The organism is Streptomyces sp. Ru71, assembly GCF_002920535.1.
Lineage (GTDB): Bacteria > Actinomycetota > Actinomycetes > Streptomycetales > Streptomycetaceae > Streptomyces.
Genome location: NZ_PQSS01000082.1, coordinates 16303 through 32705 on the forward strand (window position 1 = coordinate 16303; position 16403 = coordinate 32705).

Consider the following 16403-nt stretch of genomic DNA (forward strand, 5'->3'; position numbering starts at 1 on the left):
TCCTTCGAGGCGGACAACCGGCGCAGGTAGTTCAATATTCCACTACTGGTCGGGGGTCTCCCCGGCCGGTGCCGATCACTCGCCCGCCGCCGCCAGCTCGGCGTTCGCCCGCTCGGTCACCAGGGCCAGGACCCGGCCGGCCGCCGCCAGGTCGGCCTCGGGGATGTCCGCCCAGATCCGCGCCGAGGCCTGAGCGGTCTCGGCGGTCCCGGAGTCGTACAGCTCCCGCCCGGCGTCCGTCATTCGGACCAGTCCGGAGTCGTCGACGATGAGCAGGCCCCGGTCGGTCAGCTCGTCGAGGGTCCGGCCCGCCTCCGCGGCGGAAACCTTGACGTCGTGGGTGACGCCCTGGACGAGCCGCTCACGCGTCAGCGGCTTCTCGGCCGCGGCGACCGGACGCAGCACCGTGGTGTCGAGAAAGGTCAGTCCGCGTCGGGACATGACCCGCTCCAGGACGGCGCGTGCCGCGTAGTGGGCCAGGCCGATGGTGCGGCTGTTGGCGAGTGGTGCGGTGGTGGTCATGACTGCTCCTTGTCGGTGTCGCCGTACAGGTTCGACGGATCGAGCGGAGTGTCGAGCAGGGTGGTCAGCTCGCTGGTGAACTGCCGGGTGCGCGGGCTGCCGAGGCCGCCGAGCGGCTGCAGCAGCTGGTCGAGCAGCCGCTGGACGACCACGATCGCCCGCTCGGTCGTCTCCCGCCCCTGCTCGGTCAGTGCCAGCTGCACCGCGCGCGGGTCGCGTGGATCACGGGTGCGCTCCAGCAGCCCGGCGGACTCCAGGGAGCGGGCCAGCTTCGACACATACAGCGGCTCAAGGCCCGTGCGGTCGGCCAGGCGCCGCTGGCTGGGGCGTTCGCCGGTGCGCTGCATGCCGTGCAGTGACGCCACGACCGAGTACTGCGCGTGGGTCAGCCCCAGGGGGGCGACCGCGCGGTCGACGGCGACCCGCCACTTCATCGACAGGCGCCACACCAGATAGCCGGGAGTGGGCCCGCCGGTCCCTTCGCTGCTCATGCAAATAGAGTACATGGCTACTATATCCATGGCTACTATTTATGGCGGGCCGAGCCCGGGAGCACGGAAGTGCCCGGTCGACGGACTGACGGGACCGGGCCGCCGGGACTACGTTGTTCCACATGAGCAATCTCGATCGCCAGGCGGTGCCCACCGTGTGCGGTGGCCGTGGCTTCGTCGTGGCGGAGCCGGTCCGCGAACTCCTCAGCCCGCGCCGCGTCCCGCTGGGCGAGTCCACCGAGGTCCGCCGGCTGCTGCCCAACCTCGGCCGGCGCATGGTTGGCGCCTGGTGCTTCGTGGACCACTACGGCCCCGACGACATCGCCGACGAGCCCGGCATGCAGGTGCCGCCGCACCCGCACATGGGCCTGCAGACGGTGAGCTGGCTGCACGAGGGCGAAGTGCTGCACCGCGACTCCACCGGCAGCCTCCAGCTGATCCGCCCCCGCGAACTGGGCCTGATGACCTCCGGCCACGCGATCAGCCACTCGGAGGAGAGCCCGCGCTCGCACGCCCGCTTCCTGCACGGCGCCCAGCTGTGGGTCGCCCTGCCCGACAGCCACCGGCACACCGACCCGCGCTTCGAGTACCACGCCGACCTGCCGGTCGTCACGGCACCCGGCCTGACGGCCACCCTGATCCTGGGCGACCTGGACGGGGCGACCTCGCCGGGGACGGCGTACACCCCGATCGTCGGCGCCGACCTGGCCCTGACCCGCGGCACGGACGTCCGCCTGCCCCTGGAGCCGGACTTCGAGTACGCGGTCCTGTCCATGTCGGGCGAGGCCCACGTGGACGGGGTCCCGCTGCTGCCCGGCTCGATGCTCTACCTGGGCTGCGGCCGCACCGAACTCCCCCTGCGCGCCGAGTCCGACGCGGGCCTGATGCTCCTGGGCGGCGAGCCGTTCGAGGAGGAACTGGTCATGTTCTGGAACTGGATCGGCCGCTCCCAGGAGGAGATCGAACAGGCGCGGCGGGATTGGGCGGAAGGGACCCGGTTCGGAGAGGTGAAGGGCTACGACGGCGCTCCGCTGCAGGCTCCTGCGCTGCCCGCGACGCCGCTGAAGCCGCGGGGGAGGGTCCGCTGACTCGGGTGAATGGCTGATCGCTCGGTGACGGCAGGGCGTTCGCTGGACTCACGGTTTGTGGGTTACCCAGAGCAGTTCCGCCGGCCAGCGGTGTGCCCAGTCGGGTGGGTCGGTTTCGTTGTAGCCGTTGGGTGTTCCGAGTTCGGGCCGCGGCTCGATGAGGTCGTCGATGACGAGACCCGCGCCGAGCAGGACCTTGACCCAGTCGCCGTAGGTGAGCTGATAGCTGGTCGCGCCCTGGTCTTCGGCGATGGTGTTCAGCCCGAAGTAGTCCTTCTGCAGCGTCGTGGTCACGCGGCCGGCGGCTTCGTCGTAGCAGGCTTCGAACCATGGGCTGGCGACGTTGAACACCAGGCGCCCACCGCGGCGCAGGATGCGTGCGGCCTGCGGGACGGCCAGGTGCGGGGGCGCCCAGCTGAGCCCGCCGTAGTCGCAGAACACCAGGTCGAAGCTGTCGGCCGCGAAGGGGAGTTGTTCGGCGGCCCCTTGCACCAGCGGGTAGCGGGCAGCTCCCATCGCGCGTGCCGCTGCGGCGAGTTGAGCTTCGGACAGGTCGAGCCCGACCACGATGGCGCCCTCGGCGGCGAGCGCCCTGGACCACTGGCCGGCGCCGCAGCCGAGTTCGAGGACGCGCTTGCCGGTGACGTCGCCCAGGGCCTGCAGGTGCGCGTCGGGGATGGCGTACATGCCCCACAGCCGGGGTGCGGCACCGATCTGCGGGTCGTGCTCGTCCTGGTAGGCGCTGCTGATCCGGTTCCAGAACCGCCGGTTGGCGGGGGTGCTGTCCACGTGCCGACTCCAGCACTGCCTGCCGGGGACGGTCAACACATTCATCCGGTACAGCCGCTGGATGTAGATCCCTCGTCAGCGAATGCCACGGCTTGGCCAGTGAGTCATCGCGATTATGTAACGGTCGTGTGTGCGTTACAGGGAATATTTGTAAAGTGCTCAACTGGTCGGACCACAGACGTCCGGATGTTCCGCAGTGGGGGGTCGCCACGTGAGTCAGAACCAGCCTGGTCCGCCGTGGGCCGTCCGCCCACCGGAGCCCGTCCGCATGCCTGACATCCGCCCGTTGCACAAGCGCAAGCGCGTGTGGGCCGGCGGATTCACGCTGTTCGTCATCGGTGCCACGATCGCTGGTGCGGGGTCCAGCGAGGCCAGTTCCACGGCGGTCCCCGCAGTCACCGTCACGGCGACCGCGACCCAGACGGCCGCGCCGGCTCCCACGGTCACGGTCGAGGTCACCAGAACGGCCACGCCGCATCCCACCGTGACCGTGACCCAAACGGTCAAGCCCGCGGCTACGGCGACACACCAGTCGAGTTCCGGTTCCTCCGGCAGTGGGGGCAGCAGTTCGTCGGGCGGCTCCTCCAGCTCCGGGGGCGGAACGTCCCACCCGGCCGGGGCCACCGCCCTGTGCAACGACGGCACGTACAGCTACGCAGCACATCACCAGGGCGCCTGCTCGCACCACGGCGGTGTGGCCGTCTTCTTCAGATAGGAGACGAGGTGCGTGGCACGGCCGTCCGGCCGTGAGCGGCAGCGGTTGCGCCGTCGTAGCAGGCGTGGACAGGTGCGGGTGGCCCCACGGGTGGGCCCGGATCCCAGCAAGGATGCAGAGGAAACCATGGCTTTCGGGTTCCGTGTGGGTGTGCCAGGAATGAGTGTGCGGGTCTCGACTCGGGGTGTGCGCGCATCCGTGGGGCCCCGGGCCGCGCGTATCAGTGCGGGCAGCGGTGGCACGCGCATCTCCTCCGGAGTGGGTCCGCTTTACGCCTCAAGCTCGCTGGGCGGGGGGCGCCGCACCGGCACGAGCCGGCAGCGGACTGGCGCACCCTCACCGGCGCAGCTGGACCGGGCCCGCCGCCAGGCTGAGCGTGCTCAGCAGGAGGCACAGCGCGACGCTGCCATCGCCCAACTCCAGGAACTGCGGCGGCAGACGACCAGCGTCCACCTTCAGTCCTTCACCCCGTTCACGCCGCCAGTGGTGCCGGGGCCCCCACAGCTGGGCCTGGCCTGGGCTCTGGCGGAGGCCCAGGCCCACCATCTCGCGGGGCTGGGCATCTTCGCCCGCGCCGAGCGCGCTGCTGCCAAGCAGCGGGCCTTGGCGGATGCGCCCGCCTATCTCGCTGCCGAAGAAGCCCGCCTGCACAGCGTCCACCAGCGGCTCGTTGCCGAGGCCGATCAGTGGTGGCGGCGCCTTCTCGGCAACGACGAGGAAACCGTGTGCGAGGTGGTCAACTACGCCTTCTCCGACAACCCAGCTGCAGGTTGTGCGGTGGGAGTGGACGGCTCGGTCCTGTCGGTCGTGATGCGGCAGCAGGACATCGACTCACTGCCCGACCAGATGCCCGGCCTCACGCCCGGCGGCCGCCCGACCCTCAAGAAGCTCACCAAGAGGGACCGGACTTTGTGGTGGCTCACCTCCATGGGGTCGAATGTCGTCGCCACGCTCAAGGAGGCATTCGCCGTCGCGCCCGGGGTCAGCGCCGTCGACCTGGCCGTGCTCACCCGCCTGCCCGACACCCAGCGGCTCGGCTTCGTGGTGTACGGCCGCTGGACGCGCCAGGCCGTCGAAGCCGGGCCCTGGCGGGAGGCGAACGACGCGCTGCGGTTCCTCGACATCGGTCAGGACGTCGCCTGCGCGGTCACCACCACCGCTTCCGGGAACCTGTCCAGCACCATCAAGCCCTTGGACACCAGCCGGCTGCCCGGGCTGCAGAGCCTCCTCGACCACGCCCAGGACGATCCAGGCTCCGGCGATGCCACCCTGGCCGACCTCGACGGCGACCTCAGCGCCAATGTGCCCGACGCGCACTCCGCTCCTCCACCGGATCACTACCGCATCCGCCCCTTCGCCGAGTGGCAGAGCCAGGCGACCTCGCTGCCGCCGTCCATGGCTCCGGGCCACATGCCCACAATGCCGGGCCCCGCGCCCGCCCGGCCGAGCCACGCCCCTGCGACCGTGCTCGCACCGGGACAGAACCTGGTGCTCCCGGAGGAAGCCCGGCACGGCATGCACATCGCCTTCAGCTTCGCCGGCGCCGACGCCGACCTCACGCTGTTCCTGACCGACGCGGGCGGCCGGGTCACCTGCGATGAGGACTTCGTCTTCTACAACCAGCCCTCGGCCGCCGAGGGTGCCGCCCGCCTGCTGGGCAAGCAGGCCGAAGCCCCGTACACAGTCGAACGCGCGGAGCTTCACCCCGCCGCACTGCCCCGGCACATCGAGCGTGTCGCCATCGCCGTCAACATGGACGTCGCTTCCGGACTCACCTGCGGCGCCCTCGCCCACGCCGCCCTGCACGTGGCCTGTGCTTCCGGAGCGGCCTGGTCCTTCCAGCCACCCACCGACCCCGGCATTCGCGCCATGGTCGTCGCCGAACTGTACCGGCACACCGCCGGCGGACAGCCGGTGTGGAAGTTGCGCGCGGTCGGTCAGGGCTGGGCGGACGGCCTGGACGGACTAGCCCGCGCACACGGTGTCGACATCGTGTAGCGCTGCGCGGCATCCCCCCGACGTAAGCCACTGAGCGACACCATCCCGGCCACCCTGCCCTGCCCGAAAGCGACCCACCCCGATGCAGCTGTATGAGGAAGACGACACCCGCAAGGTCCAGACCGCCGTGGTTGGTCATCCTGGATCGGACGAACCAGTCTTCCTGCCCTTCGACCACGGCGAGTTCCCGGATTTCGTCGCCCGGTACCCGGACCGGGAGTTCTACTGCGGCTCACTTCTCGGTGGCTGCGGCAAGAGACTGTCGGCCAAGCGCTACACCAGTAAGAAGTGCCACTTCGCGCACCACCCTCCCGTGCGGTGCCGCCGTACCGCGAACAATGAGTCCAGTGCGGACCACCTCTACATCGGGCAGGCTTTCAAGCGGTGGCTTCAGCAGCAAGGGCAGCGTGACGTCACCGTCTCCTACGACCTGTTCGACGCCGACTCCGCCGGCTGCATCACCATCTCCTTCGACAGGGGCTGCCGCACTGTCCGTGTCCAGTTGGACCGCATGGAGTGGAAGCCCTGGCTTGTCGCGCGGAAGAAGCTGAACCGGCGGACCCGTGGCAAGGCAGACTGGGTCTACGGTCCCGAGAGCATGCTCGCCCACAACGAAGTCGACGCCACCGGCTACGCGCTCCGGGTGCAGTGCCGTACCGTCGGAAGCACCCGCGAGGTGCGGATCGGAACGCAGGTCCCCGGACACACCATCGAGTGGACCACCCTGGATCGCTGCCGCCTTGCCGACTCCAAAATCATCACCCCCTCCCTGGAGGAGACGGATGACGGCATCCAGGTAAGCGGCCCGCGTCCCGCATCGGCCCCACCGCCGCCCGCTGCAACCCGTCCGTCCTCCACGCCCCCTGAGCTCATTCAACCGGTCGCGTTCCAACTGGCCCCGGGGACTGTGTCGTTCACCGGCGCTGTGCCTGTGGACCAGGCCCGCGGTGATCGATGTCTCTACGACGCGGTCGTCCAGTCCACCGGGTTCGCGGTCACGTCGGCACGCATATCACTGCCCACAGGAGTGGCCGTTCCGGACCACGACCAACTGTGGGTGCTGCTCGGCCCCATAACGCTCCAACTTCCTGCTCCCGGCCTCCGTGGGCAGCAGGCCGTCACGTGCGTCATAACGGCCGAGAACATCGCCCGATTGGAAGGCACGGCACAGGAGTTGTGGCTCGGTCTGCGTCCTCGGGCCGTCGCCCCACCTTCTACGGCCTCGGCAAATGTCGCGGACCAGACTGCACACTCACCGGCCTCACCCAGCCCTGCCACCCCACCTAACCCTGCCTCCCCGTCCATTTCCCCGGCTCCATCGATTCCCGAGCCCCGGACGCAGCCGGCGGCGCCGTCAGCGGCACATCAAACGCAGCCGTCGGTGAAGCCGTCCGGAGCCGAGAAGGAGGCCAGGGCGGCCTTGGACGCTCTACTGGACCAAAGCCGTGAAGCGAGGGAGGCGGGTAACTGGGGCGCAGTTCGGCAGACTGCGGGATATCTCGCCATGCTTAGGGACAACCCCACCGTCGTGGCAGCAGTCCGGAGTGAAGCGGCAGCCGAGTACGACGTGTTGTCCGGGTGGACTGGAGAACGCACCGTCTCGGGCCATCAACTGGGCCACCTGCTGCAGAGACTCAGGGATGAAGGCGAGACGTTGCCTCTGGCCGCGCTGCGTCGCCTGGTCGAGGATGCTGAAGCGGAAGCTGACAGGCTCGACCGCTATCTCACGGCCGACGAGATAGCCGAATTGTGCCGCTGGCGAGACGAGTTGGCCAGACGCTCGGGACGCCTCACCCTGGACGCCCTTGAGCGCCTCGGAGACAGGGTGCGCTCAGTCCTTGAGTCATACGCCCGAGCCGGATCCCTCATTCCCTGGGCGACGCTGAGCGACGAAGTGGGGGGAATTCTGCGCGACCTCCATCCCGACGACCAAGTGGAAGCCCTCGTCCAAGCGGACCGCACCACGACGGACGACGAGCCCCCGATCTCCGCCCTGGTCACCGATGACGACTCTCACATGCACCCCTTCTTCCCGCAGATACTGGACTACCTGGACCGGCCTGTGTCCTCGGAGGCCGATCTGCCGGGGCAGTGGTCCGCCGCCGTGCAGGAGCTGTACCGGGTGTGGAGTCGACACTGACCGCCCCGGTATGCGCGCGTGTTCCGCGGAGTGGGACCGGTAGTCCCCGGTCGCGAGATCGACCCGTCGGGCCGTCAACAGTGCTGGACCCCGCTCTCAGCGAGGCCTAGCGCGGGTCCCGTTCGTGCCGGGTCCCTGTGGTCGAGTCCGGGGACCGTGCCGGAGCCGGGCCCAGCAGGATCAGCGTGTCGTTCTGCGCCGCCGTGACCGGGCCGCCCTCGGTGGCCGGGGCCAGTCGGCCGTCCCGGTGTACGACGAAGACCGTGTCGTGGTCCGGCGGGCGCGGGGCCGACGCGGGCTGGACCAGAAAGCGTGCGCCGTCCCGATGGCGGGCGGCCACCGTGTGCCGGACGAGGCCGGGCCCGAAGAGGGTCTCTCCCGAGGTGTAGGGGGCGACCATGCCCCGGGTGTCGGGTGGCGGGCCGACGCGGTACACCGGGCCGTCGACGCTGTCGCGCAGGACGATCGAGAAGAGCGCGTTGAAGTCGTCGTCCTCGGTGAGCAGGAAGACCGACGTGACGCCTTCGAGCCGGAGCTGCGGATCGGTGGCCACGGCCATCAGTTCCCCGGCGGCCGGCTCGATCCCCGCCGCCTCGATCCGGTCCCGCTCGGTCGCGGACCCCGCCCACATCAGCACGTCGACGCCGGCGGTGCGCAGCGCCCGGGCGAGGTCGACGACCCAGGGCTCCCCGCCCAGCAGCAGCGGCCGGGCCCGTGTGCCGCGTGCGACGCCCAGCCGGCCGGCCATGGGCCGCGCGGTCAGTCCGTAGACCAGGACCGTCGCGACGATCACCAGGAAGGTGACCGGCAGGATGATGTCGGCGTCGTCCAGCCCCTGCGCGGCGAGGGTTCCCGCGAAGGTGGTGGCGGTGGAGGCGGCCACGATGCCGCGCGGGGCCATCCAGCCGACGAAGGCACGTTCGCCCGGCGCCAGGTCCGTCCTGAGCGTGGACAGCAGGGCGACGAGGGGCCGCACCACCAGCACCAGCGCCGCGATCAGCGCCAGCGCGGGCAGCAGCACCGGAACGAGGCTCCTGGGTGTCACCGTCGCCGAGATGGAGACGAAGAGCAGGCCGATGATCAGCTGGACGAGCGTTTCGAAGAACGGCCGCCGTGCGGGCATGTCGAAGGCCGGCACGTTCGCGGCGATCAGCCCGGTGACGATGGCGGCGATGAGCCCGGTGTCGTCGTACACCGCGTCGCACCCGGCCGCCACCAGCACCACGACGGCCAGCTGGGCCAGCGTGCCCAGGGTCTCGCCGAGGCGGAGCCCGCGGAGGGTGAGCCATAGCAGCACGCCGCCCACCACTCCGCCGAGGAGTCCGACGGCGATGCCGCCGAGGAACGAGCCGACCCGGAAGTGACCCGGTCGCAGGCCGCCGGAGAGGATGGAGTGGAAGACCACGGCGCCGAGGATGCCGCCGACGGCGTCGATCAGCGAGCCCTCCCACACCAGAACGCGCCGCACCCGGTCCGACGGCCGCACGTGTTCGAGCAGCGGACCCACCACCGTCGGTCCGGACACCACGAGGATCACCCCGAGCATGCTGGCCACGGCCGCCGGCACGCCGAACAGCCACGGCCCCATGGCCATGACCGCCCCCCAGGTGAGCGCCACCTGGAACAGCAGGAGCCGCACGACGACGTTGCGGGTGGCGCCCTTCAGCTGGCGCAGGTCCAGGCCGAGCCCGGCGTCGTAGAGGATGAGCGCCACCGACAGCGAGACCAGGGCGGAGAAGTCCTGACCGACCAGCTTGTCGGGGTGGACGACGTCGGTGAGCGCTCCCGCGGTGAACCCGGCCGGCAGGAGCACGATCAGCGCCGGGATCCGCAGCCGTCCGGCCAGGATCTGTGAGCCCACCGCGAGCGCCACGGTCAGGGCGATGCCCAGCAGGATTTCTTCCTCGCTCACCGCGCCTCCACCCCTCGGCGTGCGGGCGGCGGCCAGGGCGTGCCGCGGGGCTCAGCCCTGGTCACCGGTGCCGGACCGCAGATCGGCGTCGGTGAGGCTCTCCAGTTCGCCGTGCGTGTCGAGCCAGTAGAGCAGGGCGACGGCGGGCAGGACCAGGACCAGGGCGACGAGGGTGACCAGGCCGAGCCAGCGCAGCGTGGTGTTCGCGCCCGCCCCGTCGGCCACCGTCAGGGAGGTGGGCACGAGATACGGGCGCTGCGCCATGCCCCAGGCGATGACCGCCGACGCGACCACGGTGACCGCGGCGATGCGCGACCAGGCGCCGGAGGGTCGCCGGACCAGCCAGGCGGTGGCGAGCGAGCCCACGGCCGCCACGACCACGAAGAACAGCCCCACACCGTGCGTCAGCCCGTGCCACACATGGGGCGCGTCACCGTGTGCCACGACCAGCGTGATCACCGCCAGTACGGCGACGGAGCCCAGGGCGGCCAGCGCCCGTCGCCGGAAGTAGCCGTCCAGGTCGGGTGCGCCGAAGCGGCGGGCGTCCGCGGCGAGGAACACCCCGCCGAGCAGAGCGGCGGTCGCCACGGCGAGCAGACCGAACAGCACTGGGACGGGATGCGCCCAGGCATCCGCCGACGGGCCGGCGTCCGCCGTGACCCGGCCCGACGCCACACCGCCGGCCACGACGCCGAGGAAGAACGGCGTCAGCAGGGAGGAGACGGCGAACACCGCTCCGTACAGCCGCCGTCCCGCCAGCCGCCGGGCGGGCTTGCGCAGCGCGAACCCGGCGCCGCGCAGCACGGTACCGACGGCGGCCAGCGCCAGGGGCAGCCACATGGCCAGGAACAGCCGCTCGAAGAAGACGGGGAAGCCCGTCCACAGGATGACGAGAACGAAGATCAGCCACACGTTGTTGACCTCCCACACGGGAGCCATCGCGTGGTCGATCAGCCACCGGGGCCGCTTGCCGCGCCGCGTTCCGCCGGCGACCAGGTCCCAGAACCCCGCGCCGTAGTCGGTCCCGCCGGCGCAGGCGTAGGCGGTGACGGCGAGCAGCAGGACGACGGCGATGACACCGGCCATCACGGACGGTCCTGTGCGGGTGAGGAACTTGCGCCCCCGTCGGACCGTGGCGCCGCACCGGACGGCACCGTGGGGCGTGGCCCGTACGGGGTGCCCGACTCGGGAGTCTCCCCTGCCGCCCCGGCCGGGGCGGTGTGGACGTCCTGCTCGTCGGCGAGCCGCCAGCGGGTGCGCATCTTCAGCAGGATCGCGAGGAAGGACGCGAAGACGAACACGTAGACCGCGATGACCAGGCCGAACATGATCCACAGCGTGGTGGAACGCGTCGATGTGACGGCCTCGGCGACCCGCATGTTCTGGTAGACGATCCACGGCTGGCGGCCCACCTCGGTGGTGATCCAGCCGCACTCGACGGCGACGACGGAGGCGAGGCCGGCCACGGCGGCGCACCGGTGGAACCACGGCGAGGCGGGCAGCCGGCGGCGCAGCAGCCAGACGAGGCCGTACCACAGCGCGAGCACCAGGAGCAGCGAGCCGATGCCCACCATGATGTCGAAGGCCCAGTGGGCGATGGTGGCCTGAGTGGCCGTCGGCCGGGCGTCGGCGGGGACGGAGGTCAGCCCCGTCACCCGGGTGTCCGGCGTGAAGCCGGCGAGGACGGAGTCCAGCTGCGGGATCCTGATGCCGCCGGAGATGGTGCCGTCCGGATGGAGCCGGCCGAACAGGTACTCCGGCACATGGGTGTCGGTCTTCCAGACGATCTCCATCGCGGCGAACTTCACCGGCTGCTTGTGGAAGACCTGCCGCGCGATGGAGTCGCCCAGGACGAACTGCACCGGAGTCATCACCGCGGCGACCGTGAAGGGGACGGTGAAGCCGAGCCGGTGGTACCGGTCGCGGCGGCCGCGCAGCAGGCCGACGGCGTAGACGCCGGCCACGACATAACCGGCCGTCACGAGCATCGCGACGACGAAGTGCCAGTACTGCGGGCCGAACAGGGGGGTGAAGATCGCCTGCCAGATCTTCACGTCGACGGGGTCGCCCGAGGCGTCGAGGGTGAAGCCGCGCGGGGTGTTCATCCAGGAGTTGGCGGCCAGGATGCCGAAGGCACCGAGCAGCGCCGCGGCGGGCAGGGGCAGGCCGAGCAGGAAGTGGGCCCGGGCGGGAAGGCGCCGCCAGCCGTACAGGTAGACGGCGATGAGCACGGCCTCCAGGAAGAAGGCCCAGGCCTCGACACCGAACCCGATGCCGAAGACATCGCCCCACCGGCCCATCAAGCCCGGCCACAGCAGACCGAACTCGAAGGACAGCACGGTGCCGGTGACCACCCCGATGGCGAACTGGACCGCCATCACCGCCCACCACCGGCGCGCGAGCAACAGGGCCGTCCGGTCCCCGCGGCGCAGTCCGTAGCCGTGCAGGACGAGTGTGATCAGCGGAAGGGCCACGCCCAGCGGCACCAGGATGATGTGCGAGGCCAGGGTGAAGGCCATCAGCGACCTGGCCGGGAGCAGCTGCGCGGGCGCGTCGGCCAGCACGTGCAGGGCGGTGTGCATGTGTTTCCGTTCGGGAGCCGTCGCGCGTCGGTTCAGCCGCCGGTGGCGAAGCCGGGGAAGAGGGTCATCCCGCCGTCCACGTACAGCGTGGTGCCCACCACGTAGTCCATGAGGTCGGACGCGAGACCAACGGCGGCGTGAGCGATGTCGTCCGGGTCGCCCACGCGGTCGTAGGGGATCAGCCGCAGCAGGTCCTCCTCGGCCTCGGGCGTGTCCCAGGCGCTGCGGTTGATGGGCGTCTTGACGGCGCCCGGCGCGATGGCATTGACGCGGATCTTCTTCGGCGCGAGCTCCTGCGCGAGGGTCTGCATCATCAGCTGCACGCCACCCTTGGAGGCGGCGTAGTTGACGTGCCCGGCCCAGGGGATGATCTGGTGCACGGAACTCATGCAGATGATCTTCCCCGCTGCGCGCGACACCTCGGGAACCACTCCGCGCCGCAGGAACTCCTTGGTCGCCTCCCGGGCGCAGAGGAACTGTCCGGTGAGGTTCACGTCGATGACCTTCTGCCACTGGGCCAGCGTCATCTCGGTGAACGGGGCGTCGCGCTGCATACCGGCGTTGGCGACCAGGATGTCGATCGTGCCGAACTCCTCGACCATCCGGTTCACCATGCCCACGACCTGGTCCTCGGCGGAGACGTCCGCCCGGTACGCCGCCGCCCGCACCCCGAAGGCCTGGATCTCCTCGACGACCTTGTCGGCCTCCTCCTCACCGGCCACGTAGTTGACGACCACGTCGGCGCCGGCCCGACCCATGGCCACCGCCGTCGCCCTGCCGATCCCGGAGTTGGCGCCGGTGACCAGTGCCTTCTGGCCCTTCAGGAGGTGGGCGGGGATCACCGTGCCGCGGGTGTCATCGGTCGGACTCACGATGGCTGTCTCCTCTGCTGCGAGGCCGGATGGCCCGGGTGCCGCACCCGAGTGTCACGGTTCAGACAAGCACCGCGGCCGGGCGGCTGCGCGCCGCACCGGGCGCCGTTGCGCCGACCAGGGGAGGAGGTTCGCCCGCTGGAACGTCGGCCGCCCGGCCCTCGCTCGGCCCGGCCGTTCCACCAGGTGGCCGCCCACCACCCGCAGGGCGTTCACCATGGCCGTCAGGCCACCCCGGGGCTGTTCGCCGGCCCGCCCGGCATGTCCAGCCGATTGCCCCGCTCGGGCCCGGCACGGCCCGGGTCCAGCGCCCCGGGCCGTACTCCGGCGTGAACTCGCCCAGGCAGCACGCCAGGTCACTCGGCGGCGGCGAGCAGGCGTGCCTCGCTCTCCTCGTAGTGCTGACGGCTCCGGCGGCTGTCCGCGGCGTGGCGCCGGTGGTCCAGGCGGCTGCCCAGCCAGCCCGCCAGGTAGCCGAACGGGATGGAGATCAGCCCGGTCGACTGCATGGGGAACCAGTGGAAGTCGACGTTCGGGAAGACCGCGGAGGGCGTGCCCGAGACGGCCTTGGAGAAGACCATCAGCACCACCGCGCAGGCCGCACCGCCGTAGAGCGTGGCGAGCAGGCCGGTGCGGGTGAAGCCCTTCCAGAACAGGGAGTAGGTCAGCGCGGGAGCCACCGCGGACGCCCCGATGCAGACGGCCAGCGTCGTCAGCACGGCGACGTCCCAGTCCTGGACCACGGTGGAGAGCGCGATGGCGACGATGCCCACCGCCACGCTCGTCCACGCCGCCACCGTCATCTCCGTACGCGGATCCGTCCGTCCGCGCCGCACCGCGTGGGCGAACAGGTCGTGGGCGAGCGACGAGGCCGCGGCCAGGGTCATTCCGGCGACCGAGGACAGCAGGGTGATGAAGACCATCCCCGCCACGGCCGAGTAGAGCATCGTCATGCCGGCGGAGTCGGGCCCGCCGCCGAGCACCTGGGACAGCATGAGCAGCGCCGTCCTGCCGTGCGGGTCGACCGCGGTGATGGCCCGCGATCCCACCAGCGCCGCCGCGCCGGTCCCCACGACGATCACGAGCAGGCAGAAGGTGGTGACCGTGGCGACCGCCCAGGACATCGAGCGACGCACGGCCGGCACGTCCTGCGCGGAGTACAGACGCATGGTGATGTGGGGCAGACAGGCCACGCCGAGGACCACGGTGATCTGGAGACCGGCGAAGTCCAGCCGGTCCACGGCGGAGGTGCCCAGCTGAAGGCCCTGCTGGAGGAAGGCGGGTCCGGTGCCGCTGCCGTGCTGGGCGGCCCTCAGCACCTCTCCCGGGTTCCAGTCGAAGCGGTTCAGGACCAGCGCGGCGACGACGACGCTGGTGCCGAGCAGGATGACGATCTTGATCATCTGCAGCAGGGCGGTGCCCCTCATACCGCCGAGCGCCGCGTAGATGATCATCAGGCTGCCCACGATGACGATGCAGGCGGTCCGGGCACCCTCCCCGTGCGGGATGTCCAGGATGAAGGTGAGCAGCGACCCGGCTCCGGAGAGCTGGACGACCAGGAAGGGCAGGGTCGCCGACAGCGTCACCAGGCAGGCGGCGACGCGCACGGCCCGGTCACGCCCGGGCAGGGTGCGGACCAGGACGTCGCCCATGGTGAACCGGCCGGCGTTGCGCAGGGGTTCGGCCAGCAGGAACATCAGCAGCACCAGGGACAGGGCGGTGCTGACCGCGAGGACATAGCCGTCGTACCCGGCGAGCGCGATGATGCCGGTGGTGCTCAGCACCGTGGCCGCGGAGATGTAGTCGCCCGCGATGGCCAGGCCGTTCTTGACCGGGGTGAGCGAGAGGTAGCCGGTGTAGAAGTTGGTCAGGTCGTCGCGGTCCGGTCCGGCCATCACGCAGATCAGCAGCGTGACGGTGACCAGGGCGGTGAACAGGACGAGGACGATGGCCTGCGTCCCGGAGCCGAAGTCGTTCATCTCGCCACCCCCGCGGCCCGGCCGGCCGTCCGCTCCCTGACGGCGTCGGCCAACGGGTCGACCGAGCGCCGTGCGCTGCGTCCGTACCAGAAGACCGCCCAGAAGGTGACGACGAGCTGCAGGACGCCCAGGGCCATTCCCAGGCTCAGCTCCCCGGCGATCCTGGACCCCATCAGGTCCGGTGCGCCGCAGGAGAGCACCACGTACAGCACGAACGAGCCGAGCGCGGCGAGCGTGGAGACCCGGCGCAGCACGCGATAGGCCGAGCGGAGAGCGGCGAGGCCATCGTCGCGCCGAGGGGTCTCGGGCCCGTGCGGCGCCTGCCACGGGGCCGGCGCGTACGTGTCCTGTCGTGGGTCCCGTCCGAACGCGTCGTGTCGTGGGTCCCGCCCGAACGCGTCGTGTCGCGGGTCCCACCCGTACGCCTCGTGTCGTGGGGCGTGGCCGGACGGCGCGGTCCGCGGCTGCGTCCATTCCGGCGATGCCGGCTGCGGGTACCGCCCGTCGTCGGGATATGTCATCGCGTGGCCTTCCGATGCTGCGGGGAACCGTTGAGGCTGGAGAAGTTCGTGGCGGCGCACGTTACCGACTGGTCGGAATGCCTGATAAGCCTGTCGGCTGTTACGTTTCGAACTCGTGATCCGCCCCCGGACGGCAGTGGCGGACTGCGGCGGGAGGGCCTCCGCACCCTAGGCGTGGGACGGCCGGGCCGCTCTGTGGCGAATATCACTGCCCCTGCCGTACCTACTGGTCGGTATGGTCGCAGGGAGCCGTGACGACAGGAGGCGCTATGTCTGCGACCAACCGCCAGATCCGTCTGGCAGCCCGCCCCGTGGGCGAGGTCAAGCCAGAGGACTGGGAACATGCCGAGGGGCCCGTCGAGGAGCCGGGCCCGGGCCGGTTCGCGGGCCGGACCCGCGTCATCTCCCTGGACCCGGCCATGCGCGGCTGGCTGGACGACCGCCCCTCCTACCTGCCCCCGGTGGGCATCGGCGAGGTGATGCGCGCCGGATCGGTCATCGAGGTCACCGCCTCCCAGCACCCCGATTTCCAGCCGGGCGACCATGTGGTGGGCACCTTCGGCGTCCAGGAGTACGTGGTCTCCGACGGCCGGGGCGCGATGAAGGTCGACACCTCCCTCGCCCCGCCCTCCACGTATCTCGGCGCGCTCGGCATGCCCGGGATGACCGCCTACTTCGGCCTGCTGGACGTCGGGGCGCTGCAGGAAGGCGAGACCGTCGTGGTGTCGGGGGCCGCTGGAGCGGTCGGCACCATCGCGGGACAGATCGCGAAGGCCAAGGGCTGCCGGGTCGTC

General features: G+C 70.8%; 13 protein-coding genes and 1 pseudogene. 5 read left to right on the forward strand and 9 right to left on the reverse strand.

The genetic code is table 11. From position 1 onward, the window contains the following. Positions 1–75 precede the first annotated feature (75 nt). A complete protein-coding gene (locus C3489_RS31980; RefSeq protein ID WP_103785607.1) occupies positions 76–522 on the reverse strand; it encodes a MarR family transcriptional regulator in 447 nt (148 codons plus the stop codon). Then, positions 519–1013 carry a MarR family winged helix-turn-helix transcriptional regulator gene (locus tag C3489_RS31985; RefSeq protein WP_103785608.1) on the reverse strand — a complete coding sequence of 165 codons (495 nt, stop codon included), beginning with the start codon at positions 1011–1013 and terminating at the stop codon, positions 519–521. Before C3489_RS31985 ends, C3489_RS31980 begins: the two co-directional genes overlap by 4 nt. A 122-nt stretch (positions 1014–1135) precedes the next feature. Between C3489_RS31985 and C3489_RS31990 the strand changes: the two genes are divergently transcribed. Further along, positions 1136–2101: a pirin family protein gene (locus C3489_RS31990; RefSeq protein ID WP_103785609.1), complete on the forward strand. Its 966-nt coding sequence runs from the start codon at positions 1136–1138 to the stop codon at positions 2099–2101. A gap of 48 nt (positions 2102–2149) precedes the next feature. Here the strand turns inward: C3489_RS31990 and C3489_RS31995 are convergent, their stop codons facing one another. Beyond that, positions 2150–2890 carry a class I SAM-dependent methyltransferase gene (locus tag C3489_RS31995; protein WP_103785610.1) on the reverse strand — a complete coding sequence of 247 codons (741 nt, stop codon included), beginning with the start codon at positions 2888–2890 and terminating at the stop codon, positions 2150–2152. Between the two features lie 268 nt (positions 2891–3158). Between C3489_RS31995 and C3489_RS32000 the strand changes: the two genes are divergently transcribed. From C3489_RS32000 to C3489_RS32010, 3 genes are all read left to right on the forward strand, one after another. Continuing rightward, on the forward strand, positions 3159–3605 hold the full coding sequence (locus C3489_RS32000) for a DUF3761 domain-containing protein (RefSeq protein WP_103785611.1): 447 nt from the start codon (positions 3159–3161) through the stop codon (positions 3603–3605). A gap of 486 nt (positions 3606–4091) precedes the next feature. Continuing rightward, complete coding sequence (locus C3489_RS32005; protein ID WP_258055045.1) at positions 4092–5603, forward strand: TerD family protein; 1512 nt, start codon at positions 4092–4094, stop codon at positions 5601–5603. Between the two features lie 82 nt (positions 5604–5685). Further along, on the forward strand, positions 5686–7743 hold the full coding sequence (locus C3489_RS32010) for a hypothetical protein (RefSeq protein ID WP_103785613.1): 2058 nt from the start codon (positions 5686–5688) through the stop codon (positions 7741–7743). A 106-nt stretch (positions 7744–7849) separates the two neighbouring features. Here the strand turns inward: C3489_RS32010 and C3489_RS32015 are convergent, their stop codons facing one another. From C3489_RS32015 to C3489_RS32040, 6 genes are all read right to left on the reverse strand, one after another. Beyond that, positions 7850–9655 (reverse strand): sodium:proton antiporter, encoded by a 1806-nt coding sequence (locus C3489_RS32015; RefSeq protein ID WP_103785614.1) that lies wholly within the window; start codon positions 9653–9655, stop codon positions 7850–7852. A gap of 51 nt (positions 9656–9706) precedes the next feature. After that, a complete protein-coding gene (locus C3489_RS32020) occupies positions 9707–10741 on the reverse strand; it encodes a cytochrome d ubiquinol oxidase subunit II (protein ID WP_103785615.1) in 1035 nt (344 codons plus the stop codon). Further along, entirely contained in the window at positions 10741–12237 is a 1497-nt protein-coding gene (locus C3489_RS32025; protein WP_103785616.1) for a cytochrome ubiquinol oxidase subunit I, read from the reverse strand. Before C3489_RS32025 ends, C3489_RS32020 begins: the two co-directional genes overlap by 1 nt. 32 nt (positions 12238–12269) lie before the next feature. Next, positions 12270–13109 (reverse strand): SDR family oxidoreductase, encoded by an 840-nt coding sequence (locus tag C3489_RS32030; RefSeq protein ID WP_103785617.1) that lies wholly within the window; start codon positions 13107–13109, stop codon positions 12270–12272. 356 nt (positions 13110–13465) lie between these two features. Continuing rightward, complete coding sequence (locus C3489_RS32035; RefSeq protein WP_103785618.1) at positions 13466–15088, reverse strand: cation acetate symporter; 1623 nt, start codon at positions 15086–15088, stop codon at positions 13466–13468. Then, on the reverse strand, positions 15085–15609 hold the full coding sequence (locus tag C3489_RS32040) for a DUF485 domain-containing protein (protein ID WP_103785619.1): 525 nt from the start codon (positions 15607–15609) through the stop codon (positions 15085–15087). Before C3489_RS32040 ends, C3489_RS32035 begins: the two co-directional genes overlap by 4 nt. 269 nt (positions 15610–15878) lie before the next feature. Between C3489_RS32040 and C3489_RS32045 the strand changes: the two are divergent. Continuing rightward, positions 15879–16403, forward strand: a pseudogene (locus C3489_RS32045) (NADP-dependent oxidoreductase); the annotation flags it as partial.

What these genes read in the sequence shown, in the direction of transcription:
- C3489_RS31980 (WP_103785607.1), bottom strand. Translation starts at nt 522, where the DNA reads ATGACCACCACCGCACCACTCGCCAACAGCCGCACCATCGGCCTGGCC.
- C3489_RS31985 (WP_103785608.1), bottom strand. Translation starts at nt 1,013, where the DNA reads ATGAGCAGCGAAGGGACCGGCGGGCCCACTCCCGGCTATCTGGTGTGG.
- C3489_RS31990 (WP_103785609.1), top strand. Translation starts at nt 1,136, where the DNA reads ATGAGCAATCTCGATCGCCAGGCGGTGCCCACCGTGTGCGGTGGCCGT.
- C3489_RS32000 (WP_103785611.1), top strand. Translation starts at nt 3,159, where the DNA reads ATGCCTGACATCCGCCCGTTGCACAAGCGCAAGCGCGTGTGGGCCGGC.
- C3489_RS32010 (WP_103785613.1), top strand. Translation starts at nt 5,686, where the DNA reads ATGCAGCTGTATGAGGAAGACGACACCCGCAAGGTCCAGACCGCCGTG.
- C3489_RS32020 (WP_103785615.1), bottom strand. Translation starts at nt 10,741, where the DNA reads ATGGCCGGTGTCATCGCCGTCGTCCTGCTGCTCGCCGTCACCGCCTAC.
- C3489_RS32025 (WP_103785616.1), bottom strand. Translation starts at nt 12,237, where the DNA reads ATGCACACCGCCCTGCACGTGCTGGCCGACGCGCCCGCGCAGCTGCTC.
- C3489_RS32035 (WP_103785618.1), bottom strand. Translation starts at nt 15,088, where the DNA reads ATGAACGACTTCGGCTCCGGGACGCAGGCCATCGTCCTCGTCCTGTTC.
- C3489_RS32040 (WP_103785619.1), bottom strand. Translation starts at nt 15,609, where the DNA reads ATGACATATCCCGACGACGGGCGGTACCCGCAGCCGGCATCGCCGGAA.